Raw genomic sequence first — 19,950 nt, forward strand, 5'->3', positions numbered from 1 at the left:
CCGAGGCGGCTGAGTTTATGCATTAACCACGCGCAACCACCGGACGTTCGGCAGCGCTGCCCTGGCCCCAGTAATCCAGCAGTTTTTTCTGTGCGCCGCTCTCCTGAATCACCTTCATCGCGTCCAGCACCGCTGCGCGCAGCGTGGCGTTGTCTTTGGCGATCGGGAAGCCAACCATGATTGGCAGATCCACGGTGAAGCCGCTTTGCAGCGATTTGTCGGCTTTGGCGATGGCAACGGCGGAACCGGCTTCGGTCAGATAGACGTCCGCGCGACCGCTTTTTACCGCCTGAATGCTGTTGTCGGTGTTCTGCACCATCAGCATGCTGACTTCTGGCTTACCGGCGGTGCTGCATTTGGCGCTTTGCTCCGGTACCAGTTTGTTGGCTTCGTAGGAACCCGCTGCGGCGGCGACGGTTTTGCCACACAGATCATCGACGCTGTTGATTTTCTTCGGGTTGCCTTGCGCCAGCACCGAGCCGTCTTGCACCTGCATCGAGGCGACGAAGGCGATCTGCTTCATGCGCTCTTCGGTGACGTACAGCATCGGGCCGATATCGGCGCGTCCGCTGGAGATCGAGGTGAGCAGCACGTTGAACGAGCCGCTTTGGTAACTGTGTTTCGCGCCGAGGCAGCTGCTGATGCGCTCGAACAGTGAAGGATCAAGACCTTCAATGATGCTGGGATCTTTTTCCGATGGCGCTTCAAAGCCTTTGGTGTAGCCGCCAAGGCCAACCACCAGATCTTTGCCTTTCAGCGACGGATATTTGGTTTGCAGTGTTTTGCACTGCGCCATCGCCGCGAAGTCGCTGGCGGTAGGCGTGATGGGATCGGTGCTGGCTGCGTGGGCGCTGGAGATGCCCGCCAGTAAGCTGCCGCTGAGACCAGAGATTAACAAAGCAGTGCGTGCAAATTTCATAATAAGGTTCCCCTGATGCTGGTGAATGAGAAAGCGATGACCTTGTGATTTATGAACGTCTTTGGTGCTTTTTTTAGGTGGTCGCCATGAATGGCGACCCTACGGAAATATCGGAGGTTAATAACCGCGAGCCGGATCAACCTGATTACGCAGCGGTTGCCCGTGGCGGAAACGCGCCAGGTTATCGATAAACACCTCAAGGCATCCGGCGAGGTAGGCGCTGTGATCGTCAAGGCTGCAGTGCGGCGTCATTACCACGCCGGGCGTGTGCCACAGCGGATCGTCTGCCGGTAACGGCTCTTGCGGATAGACATCCAGCACCGCGCCTGCCAGTTCGCCTGCGTTGAGTTTTTCGCGCATCGCGCTGTAATCAAAAACATCGGCGCGGCCAACAATCACGATGCCCGCGCGTGCAGGCAGCAGATCGAAGCGGCGGCGATCGAACAGATTGTGGGTTTGTGGCGTCAGCGGCAGCGTCGACACCACCACATCCACCTGCGGCAGCACATCGTCGAGCGCGTCTATGCGGATGCAGCGCGCCACGTTGGCATCGCACTGGCCGCTGCGCGTCACGCCAATCACGCGATAGCCTTGTGCCGTCAGCAGTTTTGCCGCTGCGGCACCAATCCCGCCAACGCCCAGTAACAGCACGGTTTTGCCGCGTGCGCAGCCGCCAAAGGTTGGGCGCCAGACCCGCTGCGCCTGATCCTGCAGAAAACCGGGAATGCCGAAGTTGAACATCAGCGCCGCCATCAAAATGAACTCGGCCCCTTTATCGCCATGTACGCCAGAGGCATTGGTGAGCGTCACGCCCTGCGGCCAGTGCGCCAGCCACTGTTCAACACCCGCCGACATCACCTGCACCCAGCTCAAGCGCGGCGTGCTGAACTGATCGAGTGCCAGCTTGCGGCCGCTCCACAGAATGTCGCAGCGGGCGAGGAATTTGGCGGTCTGCGCCGCATCGCTGTTTTCGCTCAGCGTAAAGTGGCCGCGCAACAGCGGATGCGCGTCTAGCTGCAGTTGCAGTTGCTCAGCAGTGAGATGGAGTGCGCGCGGCGCGCTGGCGTCGTTCTCGATATGAATGTGCATCAGCGCATCGCCGTCACTTCCATCTCGACCAGCAGGTCAGGATGGTTGAGTTGAATGCCCACGGTGGCGCGCGCCGGGAAAGGGAACTGGAAGAATTCACTGTAAGCGGCGTTCATCGCGCTGAAGGTGCTGAGATCCGTCAGGTAAATAGTGACGCGAACCACGTTGTCGAAGGTCATGTTCGCTTCGATCAGCAGATCGCCGACGTTTTTCAGCACCTGACGCGTCTGGCTGGCGATGTCGTTGCCAATAATCTCGCCGCTGTAGGGATCAATCGCCACCTGGCCGGAAATAAACAACATCGGTTCGTGCAGCACGGCTGCGGAGAGCGGCGCAGGGCCCATTGGGCGGTCGCTGGCGTTCATTCCGGGATAACTCAACGCAATCTTCATGGTGAAATCTCAAGCAAAACTGTTTCACCGCAATTTCGTATACGATTATACGAGTGTCAATGCGCGATTTTTAACCATCGGGTCAAAAAGGTGATGTGTGTCACGTAATAGGATTTGCTGATATATCAATCAATATGATGAAATTTAAGGTTTTAATGAGGTTTTTGCTGTGAATAATGGCGGTGAGTGTGAATCGTATACGATTTTCTTATTGTTCTGTTTTTGCCCGCAAAACCCTGCTGCAATCGCCTGGCTGCTGGCCTGGATTTCCGGCTGCACAATCCGCGGTCAAAGGGTATACTGGCGCACTCTTTTTTTAACCGATCCGTATCGCGTGCGAATTCAACATGCAAAAGTTTGATACCAAGACCTTTCAGGGCCTGATCCTGACCTTGCAGGATTACTGGGCGCGTCAAGGCTGCACCATTGTTCAACCGTTGGACATGGAAGTGGGCGCCGGCACCTCACACCCGATGACTTGCCTGCGTGCCTTAGGCCCAGAGCCGATGGCGACCGCTTACGTGCAGCCATCTCGTCGTCCGACCGATGGACGTTACGGTGAAAACCCGAACCGTTTACAGCACTATTACCAGTTCCAGGTGGTGATTAAGCCTAACCCGGACAACCTTCAGGAGCTGTACCTTGGGTCGCTGAAAGAGCTGGGTATGGATCCCACCATCCACGACATTCGCTTTGTCGAAGACAACTGGGAAAACCCAACGCTCGGCGCGTGGGGACTCGGTTGGGAAGTGTGGCTGAACGGCATGGAAGTGACGCAGTTCACTTACTTCCAGCAGGTTGGTGGCCTGGAGTGCAAGCCGGTAACCGGCGAGATCACCTACGGCTTAGAGCGCCTGGCGATGTACATTCAGGGCGTAGACAGCGTTTACGATCTGGTGTGGAGCGACGGTCCGTTCGGCAAAACCACCTACGGCGAAGTGTTCCATCAGAACGAAGTGGAGCAGTCGACCTACAACTTCGAATACGCGGACGTTGACTTCCTTTTCACCTGCTTCGAGCAGTATGAGAAAGAAGCACAGCAGCTGCTGGCGCTGGAAAAACCGCTGCCGCTGCCGGCTTACGAGCGCATTCTGAAAGCGGCGCACAGCTTTAACCTGCTGGACGCCCGCAAAGCGATTTCGGTTACCGAACGCCAGCGCTATATTCTGCGTATCCGCACCCTGACGAAAGCCGTGGCGGAAGCCTATTATGCGTCCCGTGAGGCGCTTGGCTTCCCGATGTGCAATAAAAACAAGTAAGAGGCAGCCATGACCGATAAAACTTTCCTGGTGGAAATTGGCACCGAAGAGTTGCCTCCGAAAGCGCTGCGCAGCCTGGCAGAAGCCTTTGCTGCGCACTTCACCGCTGAACTCGATAGCGCCGGTCTGGCGCACGGCGAAGTGAGCTGGTTTGCTGCTCCGCGTCGTCTGGCGTTGAAAGTGGCCCAGCTGGCTGCCGCGCAGCCGGATCGCGAAGTTGAAAAACGTGGCCCGGCAATCGCCGCCGCGTTTGATGCCGATGGCAACGCCACCAAAGCGGCCGAAGGTTGGGCGCGTGGTAACGGCATCACTGTTGCTCAGGCGGAACGTCTGAGCACGGATAAAGGTGAATGGCTGGTGCATCGCGCCGCCATCACCGGCGAAAGCGCGCAGGCGCTGCTGCCCGCGATGGTTGCTACCGCGCTGAGCAAGCTGCCGATTCCTAAGCTGATGCGCTGGGGCGCGAGCGACGTGCAGTTTGTGCGTCCGGTGCACACCGTTACGCTGCTGCTGGGTGACGAGCTGATTCCCTCGAAGATTCTGGGCATTCAATCCGATCGCGTGATTCGCGGCCATCGCTTTATGGGCGAGCCAGAATTCACCATCGACAACGCCGATCAATATCCGCAGCTGCTGCTGGAGCGCGGTAAAGTGGTGGCGGATTACGCGGCGCGTAAAGCCAAAATCAAAGCAGACGCGGAAGCGGCGGCCCAGAAGATTGGCGGCATCGCCGATCTGAGCGAAAGCCTGCTGGAAGAAGTGACCTCGCTGGTGGAATGGCCGGTGGTATTGACGGCGAAATTTGAAGAGAAGTTCCTCGCGGTGCCAGCTGAAGCGCTGGTTTACACCATGAAAGGTGACCAGAAGTACTTCCCGGTGTACGACGCGGCGGGCAAGCTGCTGCCGAATTTCATCTTCGTCACCAACATCGAATCCAAAGATCCTCAGCAGATTATCTCCGGTAACGAGAAGGTGGTGCGCCCGCGTCTGGCGGATGCCGAGTTCTTCTTCAACACCGACCGTAAAAAACGTCTGGAAGATAATCTGCCGCGTCTGGAAACCGTCCTGTTCCAGAAAGAGTTGGGTACGCTGCGTGATAAAACCGATCGTATTCAGGCGCTGGCTGGCTGGATTGCCGCGCAGATTGGTGCTGATGTGAATCACGCTACCCGCGCCGGTTTGCTGTCGAAATGTGACCTGATGACCAACATGGTGTTCGAGTTCACTGACACCCAGGGCGTGATGGGCATGCACTACGCGCGCCACGATGGCGAAGCGGAAGATGTGGCTGTGGCGCTGAACGAGCAGTATCAGCCGCGCTTTGCCGGTGATGATCTGCCGTCAAATCCTGTGGCGTGTGCGGTGGCGATTGCTGACAAGATGGACACCCTTGCGGGTATCTTTGGCATCGGTCAGCATCCGAAAGGCGACAAAGATCCGTTCGCACTGCGCCGTGCCGCGCTGGGCGTGCTGCGCATCATCGTTGAGAAAAACCTGCCGCTCGATCTGCAAACGCTGACCGAAGAAGCGGTGCGCCTGTACGGCAGCAAGCTGAGCAACGGCAAAGTGGTCGATGAAGTGATTGACTTTATGCTGGGCCGTTTCCGTACCTGGTATCAGGAAGAGGGCCACAGCGTTGACACCATTCAGGCGGTGCTGGCACGTCGTCCAACTCGTCCGGCTGATTTCGATGCGCGCATGAAGGCGGTTTCGCACTTCCGTACGCTGGAAGCGGCTGCGACATTGGCCGCTGCCAACAAACGTGTGTCGAACATCCTGGCGAAATCGACTGAAACCCTGAATGACAGCGTGCAGGCTTCCTTGCTGAAAGAGAACGAAGAGATCCAACTGGCGACCTTCGTGACCGCGCTGGGCGATAAGCTGCAGCCGTACTTTGCAGAAGGTCGCTATCAGGATGCGCTGGTTGAGCTGGCACAGCTGCGTGAAGCGGTGGATAACTTCTTCGATAAAGTGATGGTGAACGCTGACGATCAGGCGGTGCGTATTAACCGTCTGACGCTGCTGGCACAGCTGCGTCAGCTGTTCCTGCAGGTGGCGGATATTTCGCTGCTGCAGTAGTTGGCATGGTCGCCATGAATGGCGACCCTACGAAACAAAGGGGACGAGAAATCGTCCCCTTGTTGTTTTAAAGCCAGTGAAGCTGAGGAAAATGAACTAAAGCGTCTTGCGAATGATGCAGCACACGCACAATAAATACCTTTTCAACTTCCGAGCGGTAATAAATGACATGTTCCCGGTGCGGTAGTGCAAATACATTTTTGCCCAACTCTGGGCGCTTACGGCCTAACTCATTTGTGGCCAGCTGACTAAAACGCTGATGCAGCATGAGCACATATTGCTTCGCTTTTTTGCTGCCGAAGTTCCAATAGCCGTAGAACCAGATCGACTCTAAATCTTCATCGGCTTCCTTCATTATCTTGATCATCCTTTTCATCAATGCCTACCCTGGCTCTCATTCTTTTAAGAAAATCGTCAATGTTCCAATCTTCAGCCACGCCGCTATCTAGCCCTTGTTGAATCAGTTTTTTTAGATTCTCCAGCTTCGATTCCGCCTGCTTCTCACGCAGCAAGCGTAGCGAGTCGCGCACCACTTCGCTTTGCGTACGGTAGTCGCCTGACTCAACCAGAGATTCAACAAACTCGCGCAGTTCATCGCCTAAATCGATCGTCATGGTACGTGCCATCATCGCCATCCAATGTAAGAGTATTTCTTACATTCTGGCACTTTTTTGCACAACAGGGAATGTGCGTTGCAGCGCAGTTACAAGCTGAACTGCGAGGCAACGCGAGAGATTTTATTCAGATGAGGCGGGAAACAGGCGTGCGTCACGCAGCAGATGATCGTTACCACGGCGGCGGGTGAAGCCGCTGCGGTCGAAGAATTCCAGAATCTGTATCGCCACTTTGCGCCCGGTGCCCAGCTGGTTGCGGAAGTCGGCGGCGCTGGTGCTGCCATCTTGCGCGGCGCGTTGGCGAATCAGATCGGCGAAGATCTGGATCTGGTCGCTGCGATAGTAGCGATCGCGCACGATCGCGGTGATGTGTCCGAGCCGTGCGGCAGTAAGCAGCAGCGAGCGAATCGCCTGTTCATCCTGCTGCAGCGCCAGCGCGATATCGCGCACCCACAGCGGCTGGTCGCCAAACAGCGGGCCGACCTGCTGCCAAAGTGCTTCTTCCTGCGGATTAAAGCGTGGTTCGAAATCGGGCAGATGCAGCCAGCCTTGACGCTGTTGCAGCTGGCCTTGCGCCAGCAGCTGATCAATCAGCGCTAGCACCCATTCGGCAGGCTGATGCGGCATTGCCACGCGACGCAAACGGTCATGGCCGATGCCCGGCACTTCCGGATGTTGCTGATGAAAATGCGCGAGCGATTCCAATAGCTTTTGCTGCCAAAGTGCCGCCTGCGCAGCACTCATCAGCGCGTTACCGAGCTGCACCGGCGCTGTGTTCTCAATCAGTGCATCCAGTGCGGGATCGGTAAGCTGGCGCGCCCACGCCAGATCACGCAATTCTGTCGGTTGATACGCCAGATGCGCCTGCAGGCTGGCGTCATCATGTTGTGCGGTGGCCAACTGCTGCAACCAGGCAAGATACTCCGCCTGACGTTTTCCGCGCTTTTTACTGTTGAGCAGCAGCACGCGCGCGCCGCCGAGCGTGTGTTGTGCATTGCTGTCGCGGATAATCAGCCGATCGTTCTCCGCCAGCCACAGCGGTTCGTTCAGGACTATTTCCGCGACATCATCCGCCAGCAGCGTGATGCGTCCGGTGACGTGGCTGGCGGCGTGGTGGATATGAATCGGCTGCGATGCGCTTTTCAGCGGGTGCAGCAAGCGCAGCGCCACGGTTAAGCGCGTGGTGCCTTCCGCTTTTGCCTGTGACAGCAGCCAGTCGCCGCGCGCGATCTGCGCTTTTTCCACAACGCCAACGATATTTAATGCGATACGCTCACCGGCCTGCGCGCGCGTCACCGATTGGTTCTGCGCATGCAGCGCACGCACGCGCAGCGGCTGATTCAGGCTGCTGAGCCAAAGGGTATCACCGACGTTCACTTCACCCGTCAGCGCGGTGCCGGTGACCACCAATCCAGTACCTTTCAGCGTGAAGGCGCGATCGATGGCGAGACGAAAACGGTAACGCGGGTCGAAGGCCGGTTCCGCCAGCGTGCTGAGATGCTCTCGCAGCGCGTCGATGCCTTGCTGCGTGTGGCTGCTGGTGACAAATTGCGGCACTGCCGGCCAGCCGAGTTGCTGCGTGAGTTGCGCCACCTGTAGCTGGACTGCCGCGATGCGCGCCTCATCCACGCGATCGGCTTTGGTCAGCGCCACGCTGAGCGGCGGCTGTCCGGCCAAACTCAGCAGCTGCAGATGTTCACGGGTTTGCGGCATTACGCCATCGTCGCAGGCCACCACCAGCAGCGCATGATGAATACCGCCAATGCCTGCCAGCATATTGGCGAGAAATTTCTCGTGGCCCGGCACATCAATAAAGCCGAGCACGCGCCCGTCCTGCTGCGGCCAGTATGCGTAGCCGAGATCGATGGTCATGCCGCGCCGTTTCTCTTCCGGCAGGCGATCGGCATCAACGCCGGTTAATGCCTGTAGCAGCGCGGTTTTGCCGTGATCGACGTGTCCAGCGGTGGCAATAATCATGGCGCTATGGCCTGAATCAGTGCGCTTTCATCATCAAGGCAGCGTAAATCCAGCCACAGTTTGCCTTCCTGAATGCGGCCAATCACCGGGCGCGCTAAGCTGCGCCAGCGCTGTGACAAATTGGCAAGCTGGCTGCCGCGACCATCGCGTGGCGTGAAGGTGATGGCGAAACTGGCAATACGCTCAACCGGTAGCGATCCGCTGCCGATTTGCGAAGAACAGGGCGCGATCGCCAGCGAAAATTCTTCACCATAAGCCTGTAGTAACGCGGGCATCAATCGTTCGGCCTGCTGCAGAATATCGTGCGATGAACGCGTCAGCAGCCGCAGCGTCGGCAGGGCTTCGCGCAGCGTGTCCGGCTGGCGATAGAGTTGCAGGGTGGCTTCGAGCGCCGCGAGCGTCATTTTGTCGACGCGCAGCGCGCGTTTCAGCGGATGCGACTGCAGTTGATCAATCAGCGCCTGCTTGCCGACGATAATGCCGGCCTGCGGACCGCCGAGCAGTTTGTCGCCGGAGAAGCTCACCAAACTGACGCCTGCGGCGATCAGCTGCTGCGGCATCGGTTCAGCCGGCAGACCAAATTCGGTCATATCGACCAGCGAACCGCTGCCAAGATCGGTGATCACCGGCAGTTGATAAGCGTCACCCAGCTCAACCAATTCCGCTTCCGTTACCGCATGGGTAAAGCCCTGAATCTGATAATTGCTGGTGTGCACCTTCATCAGCAGGCCGCTGTTTTCCGCAATCGCGGCACGATAATCTTTCAGGTGCGTGCGGTTGGTGGTACCGACTTCCACCAGTTTGCAGCCCGCCTGACGCATCACGTCGGGAATGCGAAAGGCACCGCCAATTTCCACCAGCTCGCCACGCGAGACAATCACTTCACGTCCAGGTGCTAAAGCAGCCAGCATCAGTAACACGGCGGCGGCGTTGTTGTTGACGATACAGGCCGCTTCCGCGCCGGTTAATTCGCACAGCAGCGCACTGACGGCGCGATCGCGATGGCCACGTGCCGCATCATCCAGCGCGTATTCCAGCGTGATCGGCTGACGTAAGCAGTTAACCACCGCATCGATGGCGCGATCGCTCAGCTGCGCGCGGCCGAGATTGGTGTGCAGCACGGTGCCGGTAAGATTGAACACCGGACGCAGCGCACTTTGCTGCTGTTGCTGGCTGCGTCGCAGCGCTTCATCGGGCCAGTTCACGTGCCATTCCGGCAAGGTTTGATGCTGCTGAATATGTTCGCGCGCTTCCTGCTGCATGCTGCGCAGCTGGCGCGTGGCAAAGGCGGTACCGTGATGCGCAAGCAGCGGCTGCAGCGCGGGATCGCGCAGCAGGCTGTCGATCGCAGGCAATTGACTGTAAAGGGTTTTCATCAGGTGACTTAGAGAGTGGGCGGAACGGTGCGGGCAAAGCTTTCGCGCGCAAATAGGTTTTCGGCCAGCTTCACCAGCGCCGGACGATTCACGCACCAGTTGGGCAGCACGCGGCGGAAATTCAGGTAACCAATCATGCAGCCGGTGGCGATATCGGCCAGATTCAGCGTGCCGCTATTGAGCCATTCGCCCTGTGCGGCGGCGGTTTCCAGCGCATCAAGGCCGCGCTGAATTTTGGCACGATTGCGCAGCAGCACCTCTTCGGATTGCTGATCGCCGGGACGCATCTGCTCGCGCACGATCATCACCGCAGCGTCATTGATGCCGTCGGCAAGTTTTTCCAGCTGACGGATTTGCAACGCGTGCAGTGCATCATCAGGCAGCAGCGCAGGCGCATCGCCGCGCAGTTCAATCACCTGTGCAATGATTGAAGAGTCGAACCAGGTGAGCTGATTGTCATCAATCAGCGCCGGCACTTTGCCCAGCGGATTGTACTGCGGGACATCGCTGTCATCGGTCCACGGAGAGTGATTAACGAATTCGAAAACCAGGCCTTTTTCCAACAGAATGACGGATATTTTGCGTACAAAAGGGCTGGTGTAGCTGCCAATCAGTTTCATCGTTCGCCTCCGTGTTGAGCTGCGTGGATTTGTGCGTTCATCGAGAAGGTCGCCATGAATGGCGACCCTACAGTTAGTCTCCGGGGAACATAAACGGATTCAGGCTGCTGCGCGCGAATCCTTCCTGCTCCATGCGGGCATCCAGCACCAGCGAAGCGAGGTCATCTGCCACCGGTTCCACCGCCGGATCTTTTTCCTGATACAACATCTTCAAATATGTGCCGCAGTCGCCACAGCTCTCTGCTTTCACCGCCGCTTTTTCGCTGTCCAGCGACCAGTAATGCAGGTCGCCGGTTTGTTCGCAGTTGGAGCATTTGCTGCGCACCACATACCATTCGCTTTCACACAAATTGCAGTGCAGATAGCGCAGCCCTTGCTGGCCCACGCTCATATGCACCACGCTGGTGACCGGCACGCTAGCGCACACCGGGCAAAACTGGCGATGCTCACCGTATTCTGCGCGTGCTTTGCCCGGAATCAGTGCCGCCATTTGCGCCCAGTAAATCGACAACGCCGCCCAGATGAACGGCGATTTATCGCTGCTCACCTGCGCGAAATCGCCTTCCAGCAGCGCATGCGCCAGATTTTCCAGCTCGGTGGTGGAGGCTTTTTCCAGATTCTCCAGCACCGCCAGCGCCTGGCCGCTCATCTCCGGCTTCAGCTCGGCGATCAGCGAATGCAGCAAACGCTGCCAGTGCGCATCGCGCGGGTAGGTGTGGATATCGAGCGGCGGTTTGCCCTGCTCGGCGCTCTGCGTCAGCCGCTGCTGCAGGTCGATTTGCAGCGGATGGTCATACAGCACGATCTCCTGCGCCTCGGCGATCACCGCAGCAAAGCGCAGGTAATCACCGAGCGGATTCTTCGCAGCCAGGTCGCGCAAACGTGCCGCACGGCGGCTATACAGATTTTTCAGCCGGGGGAAAAGTAACGGCGGAACTTGCTCCGCCGTGTGCTTTTCGCCTTTCTCCAGCTGGTCCTGCGGGATGATGCGAATACTCATCAGGGACGTTTTTCCTGTTGTGTTTGGCGTTGGCGCTGCTCGCGATACCAGCGTGGGTGATGTTTCTTCGCCCACGCGGCCGGAACCCAGCCCTCAACCATGGCGGTAATGGTGCCTTTTACCCACAACGCGGCGTAAATGTGCACCATAATCACCATGATCAGCGCCACAGCTGAGACCGAATGCACCACTAGCGCGATGCGAATCAGCGGAATAGTAAAGGCACCGGCAAAGTACGGGCGCCAGATAACAATTCCGCTCACCAGCAGCAAGACTAAGCTGATGATAGCAGCCCAGAACACACACTTCTGCCCGAAGTTGTATTTGCCGGTATCGCCGACCTCTTCGTTTTGCACGATTTTGTGGATGTTTTTCGCCCACACCAGATCTTCGCGATTGATCAGATTATGTTTCCAATAGCGTAAGAACATGATGATAAAGGCGGCAAACATCACCGTGCCAATAAAGGGATGCAGGATACGCGCCAACTGCGGCGTGCCGAGCACGTGCATCAGCCAGTTAAACGACGGGAAAAAGAAGCCCAGTCCGCTCAGCGCGGCGAGCACAAAACAGAACGCCACAATCCAGTGATTGATGCGTTCCGGTGCGCTGTAGCGCACCAGACGATCGCGTTTTTTCATTATTCGCGCTCCTCTTTTTCGTGCAGGTTCTCGTCCTCATCCTCTTCCACGCGGTTCGGCCCTACGCCAACGTAGTGGAATACTGAGGCGGCAAAGGTGGCGGCAAAACCAATCGCCGCCAGCGGTTTCCAGATACCTTTCCAGAAAGTCACCGCCGGGCTGATGCTCGGGTTAGCCGGCAAACCGTGATAGAGCTGCGGTTTGTCGGCGTGGTGCAGCACGTACATTACGTGCGTACCGCCGACGCCTTCCGGATCGTACAAGCCCGCGTTGGCATAACCACGCGTGTTGAGCTCGGCCACACGTTCACCCGCCAGCGCCTGCATATCGCTTTTGCTGCCGAAGTGAATCGCGCCGGTCGGGCAGGTTTTCACGCACGCCGGTTCCTGACCAACATTGACACGATCGACGCACAGCGTGCATTTATACACGCGGTTGTCCTCTTTATTCATACGCGGCACATCGAACGGGCAGCCAGCGATGCAGTAGCCGCAGCCAATGCACTGTTCTGACTGAAAATCGACGATGCCGTTGGCGTACTGAATAATCGCGCCTTCAGACGGACACGCCTTCAGGCAGCCGGGATCGGCGCAGTGCATGCAGCCATCCTTGCGGATCAGCCACTCTAACTTGCCGTTCTCCTCCACTTCTGAGAAGCGCATCACCGTCCAGGATTTGGCGGTCAAATCGGCGGGATTGTCGTACACCCCAACGTTATGTCCCACTTCATCGCGGATATCGTTCCACTCCGAACACGCCACCTGGCAGGCTTTGCAGCCGATGCAGGTGGTCACGTCGATCAGTTTCGCCACTTCCTGCTGATGGTTACGCGCCTGCGGGGCAGGCGTGAGTCCATTGGTGGCGGAGCGGCGGATAATGTCTTGAGATTGATAAGCCATATTCGTTCTCCTTACACCTTCTCGACGTTGACCAGGAACGCCTTAAATTCTGGCGTTTGCGTGTTGGCATCACCGACAAACGGCGTCAGGGTATTGGCGATAAAGCCTTTTTTCGCCACGCCCTGATAACCCCAGTGAATCGGAATGCCGATGGTATCGACGATTTTGCCGTCGACGTTGAGTGGACGGATGCGCTTGGTGACCACCGCTTTGGCTTTGATGTAGCCGCGATTGGAGCTCACTTTCACCGTATCGCCCTGCGCGATGCCGAGCTTGTTGGCCAGCTTCTCGCCGATTTCAATAAACTGTTCCGGCTGCGCGATGGCATTGAGCCGCGCGTGTTTGGTCCAGTAATGGAAATGCTCGGTTAGGCGATAAGTGGTGCCGACATACGGGAACTGCTCCGCCTGGCCCATCGATGCCAAATCGTCCTTGAACACGCGCGCCGCCGGGTTGGATACCACGTTCGGATGCAGCGGGTTGGTGCCGATCGGTGTTTCAAACGGCTCGTAGTGTTCCGGGAACGGACCTTCGGCCATTTTGTCGAGCGCAAACAGGCGGCCCATGCCTTCCGGCTGCATGATGAACGGCCCAACATCGCTGCCTGGCGCGGCGGCGCTGTAATCTGGCACATCCATGCCGCCCCATTTCGCGCCATCCCATTTCAGGATTTGGCGTTTTGGATCCCACGGATTGCCTTGCGGGTCAGCCGAGGCGCGGTTGTAGAGGATGCGGCGGTTAAGCGGCCACGCCCAACTCCAGTTCAGCGTGTTGCCCAAACCGGTGGGATCGGTGTTATCGCGGCGTGCCATCTGATTGCCATCCGGCGTCCAGCTGCCGGCGAAAATCCAGCAACCGCTGCTGGTGCTGCCGTCATCTTTCAGATGGGCAAAGGTGCTGAGCTGTTGGCCTTTTTTCACCAACAGCGTGCCTTTGTCATCGAACACATCGGCCAGCGCTTTACCGTTGTTCTCCATCGCCACTTCTTCCGGCGCTGGATTTTCTGGCGTCAGATAGTTCCAGCTCATGTTCAGCACTTGCTCAGGCAGCGCGCCGCCTTCACTGGCGTACATTTTGCGCAGGCGTGAATAGATGCCGGAGAGAATTTCACCGTCATTCAGCGCTTCACCCGGCGCATCCTGACCTTTCCAGTGCCATTGCAGCCAGCGGCCCGAGTTGACGATCGAACCGTTCTCTTCAGCGAAGCAGGTGGAGGGCAAACGGAACACTTCGGTCTGAATTTTTGACGGATCAACATCGTTAAACTCGTCGTGATTCTCCCAGAAGGTAGCGGTTTCGGTGTTGAGCGGGTCGATGGTGACCAGGAACTTCAGCTTCGACAGTGAATCAATCACTTTGCGCTTGTTCGGGAACGACGCCACCGGGTTAAAGCCCTGGCACAGATAGCCGTTGACCTTGCCTTGCGACATCATCTCGAAGTACTGCAGCACGTCGTAGCCTTTGTCCCACTTCGGCAACCAGTCGAAGCCCCAGTTGTTCTCTTTCTGGGCTTTGTCGCCGAAGAAGGCTTTCATCTGACTGACAAAGAATTTTGGATAATTGCTCCAGTAGTTCACCTGGCCCGGCAGCAGCGCTTTTGGCGTGTTGGCGGCGAGATAACTCTGCAGATCGGTTTGTTTCTCCGACGGCAAGGTCATGTAACCTGGCAAACTCTGCGACAGCAGACCGAGATCGGTCAGGCCCTGAATATTCGAGTGGCCGCGTAGCGCATTAATGCCGCCGCCAATCATGCCCATATTGCCCAACAGCAGCTGAATCATCGCCATGGTGCGGATGTTCTGCGCACCAACCGAGTGCTGCGTCCAGCCTAGCGCATACAGGAATGAGGTGGTGCGATCGCGTGCGCTGGTTTCGCCCAGCAGTTCGCAGACATGCAGGAAGTCAGCTTTTGGCGTGCCGCAGATGCGCTCAACGATTTCTGGCGTGTAGCGGCTAACGTGTTGCTTAAGCAGGTTCCACACGCAGCGCGGGTGCGTCAGCGTGGTGTCGCGTTTGGCGAAGCCGTCATCGCCCAACTCGTAGTTCCAGCTGGTTTTGTCGTATTTGCGATTCGCTTCGTCATAACCGCTGAATAGGCCATCTTCAAAATGATAATCCTCACGCACAATCAGGCTGGCGTTGGTGTACGCCTCGACATATTCGCGCTGGATTTTTTCGTTTTGCAGCAGCCACAGCAGTACGCCCGACAGGAAAGTGATGTCGGTGCCCGAGCGGATCGGCGTATAGAAATCGGCTACCGATGCGGTTCGTGTGAAGCGCGGATCGATAACAATAATTTTGGCTTTGTTGTGAATTTTGGCTTCCATCGCCCAGCGGAATCCCACGGGATGCGCTTCAGCGGCGTTACCGCCCATCACAACGATCAGATTGGCATTACGGATGTCGACCCAGTGATTGGTCATCGCACCGCGACCAAATGTTGGAGCAAGACTTGCTACCGTTGGTCCGTGTCAAACGCGTGCCTGGTTGTCGACCGCTAACATGCCGAGCGATCGGGTAAATTTCTGGGTTAAGTAGCCGGTTTCGTTGCTGGATGCGGAAGCACACAACATGCCGGTGGAGAGCCAACGGTTTACCGTCACGCCAGCGGCGTTCTGCGCCACGAAGTTAGCGTCGCGATCCGCTTTCATCAGCTTCGCGATGCGATCAAATGCATCGTCCCAGCTAATGCGCTGCCATTTATTGGAGCCTGGCGCGCGGTATTCCGGGTATTGCAGGCGACTTTCACTGTGGATGAAGTCGAGCAGGCCTGCGCCTTTCGGGCACAGTGCGCCGCGGCTCACCGGATGATCCGGATCCCCTTCGATGTGGAAAATGGTCTCTTTGGCGTTTTTCGCGCCGTCACCGAGGCTGTACATTAACAAGCCACAGCCAACTGAGCAGTAAGTGCAGGTGTTACGGGTTTCGCGCGCGCGCAGCAGTTTGTACTGCCGCGTTTCCGCCAGCGCAACCTCTGGCGCAAAGCCGAGCAGCGCTGCCGTTGTCCCTGCCATACCGCCAGCACACACCTTGAAGAATTTTCTTCGGCTGACGTTCATGGATTATCCTTTCAACATGATTGATTGTACTTTTGCGGTGCAGTGGATCGGGCGTCACAATAACCCGACGAATATTGCGGCAATAGCGACCTAATAATACCACTACTTTAGTAAGGTTGTTGTATGAGGCGAAAAAAGTGACAGAGAATGAGCAGGAAAGTCACATTAATGTGAATAAGATCTCAGGCGCGGTGCAGGCGCAGGTCCATCAGCGGCGTGATATCAGCCTTGCGGAAACTGACTGGCTGGCCGAGGAAGTGCCGGTGGCGCTGGTCTACAACGGCATTTCGCACGTTGTGATGATGGCGACACCCAATGATTTGGAAGCTTTTGCGATAGGTTTCTCGCTCTCGGAAGGCATTATTGCGCGCCCGGATGAAATCTTCGGCATCGATGTGGTGCCGGGCTGTAACGGTGTTGAAGTGCAGATTGAGCTCTCCAGCCGCCGCTTTATGGCGCTGAAAGAGCAGCGTCGTGCGATGGCCGGACGCACCGGCTGCGGCGTGTGTGGCGTTGAGCAACTCGACCAAATCGGCAAGCCGCTACAGCTGCTGCCATTCAGCCAAACATTTGATTTAGCTAACCTCGATAAAGGCCTGGCGCAGTTGCGCGACTACCAGCCGATCGGCAATCTCACCGGCTGCACGCACGCGGCGGCGTGGATGTCACCGCAAGGCGAATTGCAGGGCGGCTATGAAGATGTGGGTCGCCATGTGGCGCTGGATAAATTGCTGGGGAATCGCAGCCAGCAGCCGTGGCAGCAGGGCGCGGTGCTGGTTTCCAGCCGCGCCAGCTATGAGATGGTGCAGAAATCCGCCATGTGCGGCGTGGAGATTCTGTTTGCGGTTTCGGCGGCGACGCAACTCGCCGTTGAGGTGGCAGAACGCTGCAATCTCACGCTGGTCGGTTTCAGTAAACCGGGTCGCGCCACGGTTTACAGCCACCCGCAGCGTCTGCGTTAAACCACCTGCACCTGCGGCAACGCCTGTTGCAGCGCCGCTAGCGCGCCAGGTTTTGCTGCGCCGCTGTCGCAAATCAGCAGATCAACTTCCGCAATCGGGGCGTAAACGGTGCGGCTGATCACGCCGAGTTTGCTGTGATCCGCCAGTAGAATAGTGCGATTCGCCTGCTGAACCATGGCGCGGGCAATCGCCGCTTCGTGGGGATGAAAACTGCTGGCACCGTTTTTAGCGTCGATGCCGACCGGTGAAAGCAGCGCCACATCGGCGCGATAACGATAAATTTCGCCGATCGTCATCTCACCGCGCGTTTGCTGCGCGCCTGCCATCATTATGCCGCCAAGCAAAATCACCTGATTATTCAACGTCTCATGCTCTTCCGCTGCGCTCAGTGCCAGCGCGGCCTGCAAACTGTTGGTAATGATGGTTAAACCCGACATGCTGCGCAGCTGTTCGGCCAGCATGGTGGTGGTGGTGCCGGCATCAAGGAACAGCGTTTGGCCGGGCTGAAGATGCTGCGCGGCGGCAACCGCAATCGCGCGTTTCTCTTTCGCCTGCGCGTTGCGGCGCACCTGTAATGGCGGCTCCGGCTGGCTATCAACGGCAACCAAACCGCCATGTACACGCCGCGCCAATCCCTGCGCTTCCAGTTCAATAATGTCGCGCCGCGCGGTTTCGCGCGAAATGCCAAGCTCGTTGATGATGCGTTCGGTGCTGAGCTGATGTTGCGTGGTCAGCAGCGCGCGAATGCGGTGTAAGCGGGTTTCCTGCAGCATGACTTTTCCCTGTGGCGTGTTCAACCTGGGCCTAAGCTTACCTGAGTGTCATGACGCCGTCATGTGTATTTGGTTGTATTTGTGTATTTGGTTGCATTTGTCGCCAAAGCAGGCATGATATTGGCAAACGGCGATTTCGCATGCACCCCTTTCACCTTCGCAACGGGAGTTACCATGGCTACACGTTCTACCATCATGGATACCAACAGTTTTCGTGCTGAGCACGCCGACGGGCTGGATGCGGCAACCCGCAAGCTCACCGACAAGCGCAGCAAAGTGTTGGGCGAGTCGTATCGCCTGTTTTACCGCAAGCCGGTGCACTTAGTGCGCGGCGAAGGGCAGTATTTATGGGATGCCGCCGGTGATAAATATCTTGATGTGTACAACAACGTGGCGAGCATTGGTCACTGCCATCCGGCGGTGATTGAGGCGGTGAATCAGCAGATGAAGATGCTGAACACCCACACGCGCTATCTGCACGAACGCATTCTCGATTACACCGAGGAGCTGTTGGCGACCACGCCGGATGCCATCGATCGCGCCATGTATATGTGTACTGGTTCGGAAGCCAACGATTTGGCGATCCGCGTGGCGCGTGCTTTCAGCGGCGGCACCGGCATTATCGTGTCGCAGGAGGCGTATCACGGCACCAGCGATCTCACGTCAGGCGTGTCACCTGCGCTCGGCAGCGGACAGCCGCTGGCGGCTACCACGCGTCTGGTTTCACCGCCGGATGCTTATCGCGTCAATGCGCCGGATCTCGGCGAGTGGTTTGCCAATGAAATTCAGAAGCAGATCGACGATATGAAGGCGCACGGCATTAAGTTTGCCGGCTTCCTCGCTGACTCCATCTTCTCTTCCGATGGCGTATTACCGAATCCGCGCGGCTTCCTGCAAAAAGCGGTCGATGTGGTGCATGCCAACGGCGGGATTTTCATCGCCGATGAAGTGCAGCCGGGCTTTGGTCGCACCGGCGATGCGTTCTGGGGTTTTGCGCGTCATGGCGTGGTGCCCGATGTGATCACCACTGGCAAACCGATGGGGAACGGCATTCCGGTTTCGGGTTTGCTGGCGAAAAGCGATGTCCTTGCCGCGTTCAGCGATGAGATTCCTTACTTCAATACTTTTGGCGGTAATCCGGTGGCGATGGCCGCAGCACAAGCGGTGTTGACGGTGATTAAGGAAGAGGGCTTGCAGGAGCACAGCCGCGTGGTGGGCGCCAAGCTGTTAGGTGAGTTGCAGAAACTGATGGATCGCCACGAGTCGATCGGCGACGTGCGCGGTGCAGGGCTGTTTATTGGTTTCGAACTGGTGCAGGACCGCGCCAGCAAAGCGCCGGACAAAGCGCTGGCGCTGGATTTGATCGAGAAACTGCGCGAACACCGCGTACTGACATCAGTGGCGGGCCCTTACGGTAACGTGCTGAAACTGCGTCCGCCATTGGCGTTCCAGGAAGCGGATATCGACTGGCTGGTGGGCGCGTTGGATAAGTCGTTGAGTGAGTTGGGGCGGTAAAACGGTCGTCGTGGATAGGGTGCGGTAATGAATAAGGTCGCCATGAATGGCGACCCTACGGGGTATTACGCTGCGGTTTCCTCGGCGAAAATGCTCTCCATCTTCTGCCATGCCTGCGCCACATCATCATCCAGATTAAACAATCCTGACGTACCGACAATAAACACATCGACGCCGGAAGCGGCGATTTGTTTAAAGGTGCGCGCGTTGCACGAACCATCAATTTCGGTCAGATAGTGATAACCGTGCTCTTCGCGCATGGCGATCAGCTGGCGAATCTTATTCAGCGTTTCCGGAATAAACTTCTGGCCGGCGAAACCCGGATCTACCGACATCACCGTGACTTTATCCAGCAGATGCGCATATTCACGAATACTTTCTGCCGGCGTGGCCGGATTTAAAACCACGCCGCAGCGACGGCCCGCGTCTTTAATCTGCGTCAGCAGGCGAAAGATTTTATTATTAGCGGTTTCAGGGTGGAAGCTAATAATATCTGCGCCTGCCTCAATGCACATCGGAATAATATCTTCCGGATGATTCACCATTAAATGCACGTCAATCGGCACATCGGTAATTTTACGCAGGTTCTCGATAAAGAATGGCGACAGCGTAATATTCTTCACATAGCTTCCATCCATAATATCGACATGATAAAAGGCGGCGGTGCTATTCATCGCTTCGACCTGTTCGCGAAAACGCGTGAGATCCATGCACATTAAGGAGGGGGAAAATTTGGCTTGCATAACTTATTTCCTCATTACAAAAACAGCGCCCGC

At 57.2% G+C, this 19,950-nt stretch carries 18 protein-coding genes; 4 read left to right on the top strand and 14 right to left on the bottom strand.

Annotated features, from left to right (window positions below):
- Nucleotides 1-22 precede the first annotated feature (22 nt).
- The 3 genes from NR302_RS00330 to NR302_RS00340 all read right to left on the bottom strand — a co-directional run bounded on the left by NR302_RS00330 (nucleotide 23) and on the right by NR302_RS00340 (nucleotide 2,400).
- The gene (locus NR302_RS00330; RefSeq protein WP_258144270.1) at nucleotides 23-919 is read right to left on the bottom strand and encodes a transporter substrate-binding domain-containing protein; all 897 of its coding nucleotides are present in this window, start codon (nucleotides 917-919) and stop codon (nucleotides 23-25) included.
- Nucleotides 920-1,036: 117 nt separating this feature from the next.
- A complete protein-coding gene (locus tag NR302_RS00335; protein WP_258144271.1) occupies nucleotides 1,037-2,008 on the bottom strand; it encodes a D-2-hydroxyacid dehydrogenase in 972 nt (323 codons plus the stop codon).
- Nucleotides 2,008-2,400, bottom strand: a complete 393-nt coding sequence (locus tag NR302_RS00340) for a RidA family protein (protein ID WP_258144272.1) — start codon at nucleotides 2,398-2,400, stop codon at nucleotides 2,008-2,010. Before NR302_RS00340 ends, NR302_RS00335 begins: the two co-directional genes overlap by 1 nt.
- 347 nt (nucleotides 2,401-2,747) lie before the next feature.
- On the opposite strand from NR302_RS00340, the gene glyQ reads away from it, so the two are divergent.
- Together glyQ and glyS are read left to right on the top strand one after the other, a co-directional pair.
- A complete protein-coding gene (gene glyQ / locus NR302_RS00345) occupies nucleotides 2,748-3,659 on the top strand; it encodes a glycine--tRNA ligase subunit alpha (RefSeq protein ID WP_008105242.1) in 912 nt (303 codons plus the stop codon).
- A gap of 9 nt (nucleotides 3,660-3,668) precedes the next feature.
- Nucleotides 3,669-5,738, top strand: coding sequence for a glycine--tRNA ligase subunit beta (gene glyS / locus NR302_RS00350; protein WP_258144273.1), 2,070 nt, complete (start codon nucleotides 3,669-3,671; stop codon nucleotides 5,736-5,738).
- 67 nt (nucleotides 5,739-5,805) lie between these two features.
- Here the strand turns inward: glyS and NR302_RS00355 are convergent, their stop codons facing one another.
- From NR302_RS00355 to fdnG, 9 genes are all read right to left on the bottom strand, one after another.
- Nucleotides 5,806-6,093 carry a type II toxin-antitoxin system RelE/ParE family toxin gene (locus tag NR302_RS00355; protein WP_258144274.1) on the bottom strand — a complete coding sequence of 96 codons (288 nt, stop codon included), beginning with the start codon at nucleotides 6,091-6,093 and terminating at the stop codon, nucleotides 5,806-5,808.
- Nucleotides 6,077-6,364 carry a type II toxin-antitoxin system ParD family antitoxin gene (locus NR302_RS00360; protein WP_154156978.1) on the bottom strand — a complete coding sequence of 96 codons (288 nt, stop codon included), beginning with the start codon at nucleotides 6,362-6,364 and terminating at the stop codon, nucleotides 6,077-6,079. The genes NR302_RS00355 and NR302_RS00360 overlap by 17 nt, the downstream gene beginning before the upstream one ends.
- A 111-nt stretch (nucleotides 6,365-6,475) precedes the next feature.
- Complete coding sequence (gene selB / locus NR302_RS00365; RefSeq protein WP_258144275.1) at nucleotides 6,476-8,329, bottom strand: selenocysteine-specific translation elongation factor; 1,854 nt, start codon at nucleotides 8,327-8,329, stop codon at nucleotides 6,476-6,478.
- On the bottom strand, nucleotides 8,326-9,705 hold the full coding sequence (gene selA / locus NR302_RS00370; RefSeq protein WP_258144276.1) for an L-seryl-tRNA(Sec) selenium transferase: 1,380 nt from the start codon (nucleotides 9,703-9,705) through the stop codon (nucleotides 8,326-8,328). The genes selB and selA overlap by 4 nt, the downstream gene beginning before the upstream one ends.
- Nucleotides 9,706-9,713: 8 nt before the next feature.
- Nucleotides 9,714-10,325 (bottom strand): glutathione S-transferase, encoded by a 612-nt coding sequence (locus NR302_RS00375; RefSeq protein ID WP_154194616.1) that lies wholly within the window; start codon nucleotides 10,323-10,325, stop codon nucleotides 9,714-9,716.
- Nucleotides 10,326-10,398: 73 nt separating this feature from the next.
- Nucleotides 10,399-11,325, bottom strand: coding sequence for a formate dehydrogenase accessory protein FdhE (gene fdhE, locus NR302_RS00380; RefSeq protein WP_061719309.1), 927 nt, complete (start codon nucleotides 11,323-11,325; stop codon nucleotides 10,399-10,401).
- Complete coding sequence (gene fdoI / locus NR302_RS00385) at nucleotides 11,325-11,966, bottom strand: formate dehydrogenase cytochrome b556 subunit (RefSeq protein ID WP_008104688.1); 642 nt, start codon at nucleotides 11,964-11,966, stop codon at nucleotides 11,325-11,327. Before fdoI ends, fdhE begins: the two co-directional genes overlap by 1 nt.
- Nucleotides 11,966-12,865: a formate dehydrogenase subunit beta gene (gene fdxH, locus NR302_RS00390; protein WP_154156908.1), complete on the bottom strand. Its 900-nt coding sequence runs from the start codon at nucleotides 12,863-12,865 to the stop codon at nucleotides 11,966-11,968. The genes fdoI and fdxH overlap by 1 nt, the downstream gene beginning before the upstream one ends.
- Nucleotides 12,866-12,876: 11 nt before the next feature.
- Nucleotides 12,877-15,924, bottom strand: coding sequence for a formate dehydrogenase-N subunit alpha (gene fdnG / locus NR302_RS00395; protein ID WP_082208780.1), 3,048 nt, complete (start codon nucleotides 15,922-15,924; stop codon nucleotides 12,877-12,879).
- 179 nt (nucleotides 15,925-16,103) lie between these two features.
- On the opposite strand from fdnG, the gene fdhD reads away from it, so the two are divergent.
- Nucleotides 16,104-16,886 carry a formate dehydrogenase accessory sulfurtransferase FdhD gene (fdhD, locus tag NR302_RS00400; protein ID WP_374990651.1) on the top strand — a complete coding sequence of 261 codons (783 nt, stop codon included), beginning with the start codon at nucleotides 16,104-16,106 and terminating at the stop codon, nucleotides 16,884-16,886.
- Here fdhD and NR302_RS00405 read toward each other — a convergent pair.
- On the bottom strand, nucleotides 16,883-17,659 hold the full coding sequence (locus tag NR302_RS00405; protein ID WP_154156906.1) for a DeoR/GlpR family DNA-binding transcription regulator: 777 nt from the start codon (nucleotides 17,657-17,659) through the stop codon (nucleotides 16,883-16,885). The genes fdhD and NR302_RS00405 overlap by 4 nt on opposite strands.
- A 174-nt stretch (nucleotides 17,660-17,833) precedes the next feature.
- On the opposite strand from NR302_RS00405, the gene NR302_RS00410 reads away from it, so the two are divergent.
- The gene (locus NR302_RS00410) at nucleotides 17,834-19,174 is read left to right on the top strand and encodes an aspartate aminotransferase family protein (RefSeq protein WP_179452868.1); all 1,341 of its coding nucleotides are present in this window, start codon (nucleotides 17,834-17,836) and stop codon (nucleotides 19,172-19,174) included.
- 65 nt (nucleotides 19,175-19,239) lie between these two features.
- On the opposite strand, the gene alsE is transcribed toward NR302_RS00410, so the two are convergent.
- Nucleotides 19,240-19,917 (bottom strand): D-allulose 6-phosphate 3-epimerase, encoded by a 678-nt coding sequence (gene alsE, locus NR302_RS00415; RefSeq protein ID WP_154194608.1) that lies wholly within the window; start codon nucleotides 19,915-19,917, stop codon nucleotides 19,240-19,242.
- Between the last annotated feature and the right edge of the window lie 33 nt (nucleotides 19,918-19,950).

Source organism: Pantoea sp. SOD02 (assembly GCF_024707505.1).
Lineage (GTDB): Bacteria > Pseudomonadota > Gammaproteobacteria > Enterobacterales > Enterobacteriaceae > Pantoea > Pantoea symbiotica.

What these genes read in the sequence shown, in the direction of transcription:
- NR302_RS00330 (WP_258144270.1), bottom strand. Translation starts at nt 919, where the DNA reads ATGAAATTTGCACGCACTGCTTTGTTAATCTCTGGTCTCAGCGGCAGC.
- NR302_RS00335 (WP_258144271.1), bottom strand. Translation starts at nt 2,008, where the DNA reads ATGCACATTCATATCGAGAACGACGCCAGCGCGCCGCGCGCACTCCAT.
- NR302_RS00340 (WP_258144272.1), bottom strand. Translation starts at nt 2,400, where the DNA reads ATGAAGATTGCGTTGAGTTATCCCGGAATGAACGCCAGCGACCGCCCA.
- glyQ (WP_008105242.1), top strand. Translation starts at nt 2,748, where the DNA reads ATGCAAAAGTTTGATACCAAGACCTTTCAGGGCCTGATCCTGACCTTG.
- glyS (WP_258144273.1), top strand. Translation starts at nt 3,669, where the DNA reads ATGACCGATAAAACTTTCCTGGTGGAAATTGGCACCGAAGAGTTGCCT.
- NR302_RS00355 (WP_258144274.1), bottom strand. Translation starts at nt 6,093, where the DNA reads ATGAAGGAAGCCGATGAAGATTTAGAGTCGATCTGGTTCTACGGCTAT.
- NR302_RS00360 (WP_154156978.1), bottom strand. Translation starts at nt 6,364, where the DNA reads ATGGCACGTACCATGACGATCGATTTAGGCGATGAACTGCGCGAGTTT.
- selB (WP_258144275.1), bottom strand. Translation starts at nt 8,329, where the DNA reads ATGATTATTGCCACCGCTGGACACGTCGATCACGGCAAAACCGCGCTG.
- selA (WP_258144276.1), bottom strand. Translation starts at nt 9,705, where the DNA reads ATGAAAACCCTTTACAGTCAATTGCCTGCGATCGACAGCCTGCTGCGC.
- NR302_RS00375 (WP_154194616.1), bottom strand. Translation starts at nt 10,325, where the DNA reads ATGAAACTGATTGGCAGCTACACCAGCCCTTTTGTACGCAAAATATCC.
- fdhE (WP_061719309.1), bottom strand. Translation starts at nt 11,325, where the DNA reads ATGAGTATTCGCATCATCCCGCAGGACCAGCTGGAGAAAGGCGAAAAG.
- fdoI (WP_008104688.1), bottom strand. Translation starts at nt 11,966, where the DNA reads ATGAAAAAACGCGATCGTCTGGTGCGCTACAGCGCACCGGAACGCATC.
- fdxH (WP_154156908.1), bottom strand. Translation starts at nt 12,865, where the DNA reads ATGGCTTATCAATCTCAAGACATTATCCGCCGCTCCGCCACCAATGGA.
- NR302_RS00405 (WP_154156906.1), bottom strand. Translation starts at nt 17,659, where the DNA reads ATGCTGCAGGAAACCCGCTTACACCGCATTCGCGCGCTGCTGACCACG.
- NR302_RS00410 (WP_179452868.1), top strand. Translation starts at nt 17,834, where the DNA reads ATGGCTACACGTTCTACCATCATGGATACCAACAGTTTTCGTGCTGAG.
- alsE (WP_154194608.1), bottom strand. Translation starts at nt 19,917, where the DNA reads ATGCAAGCCAAATTTTCCCCCTCCTTAATGTGCATGGATCTCACGCGT.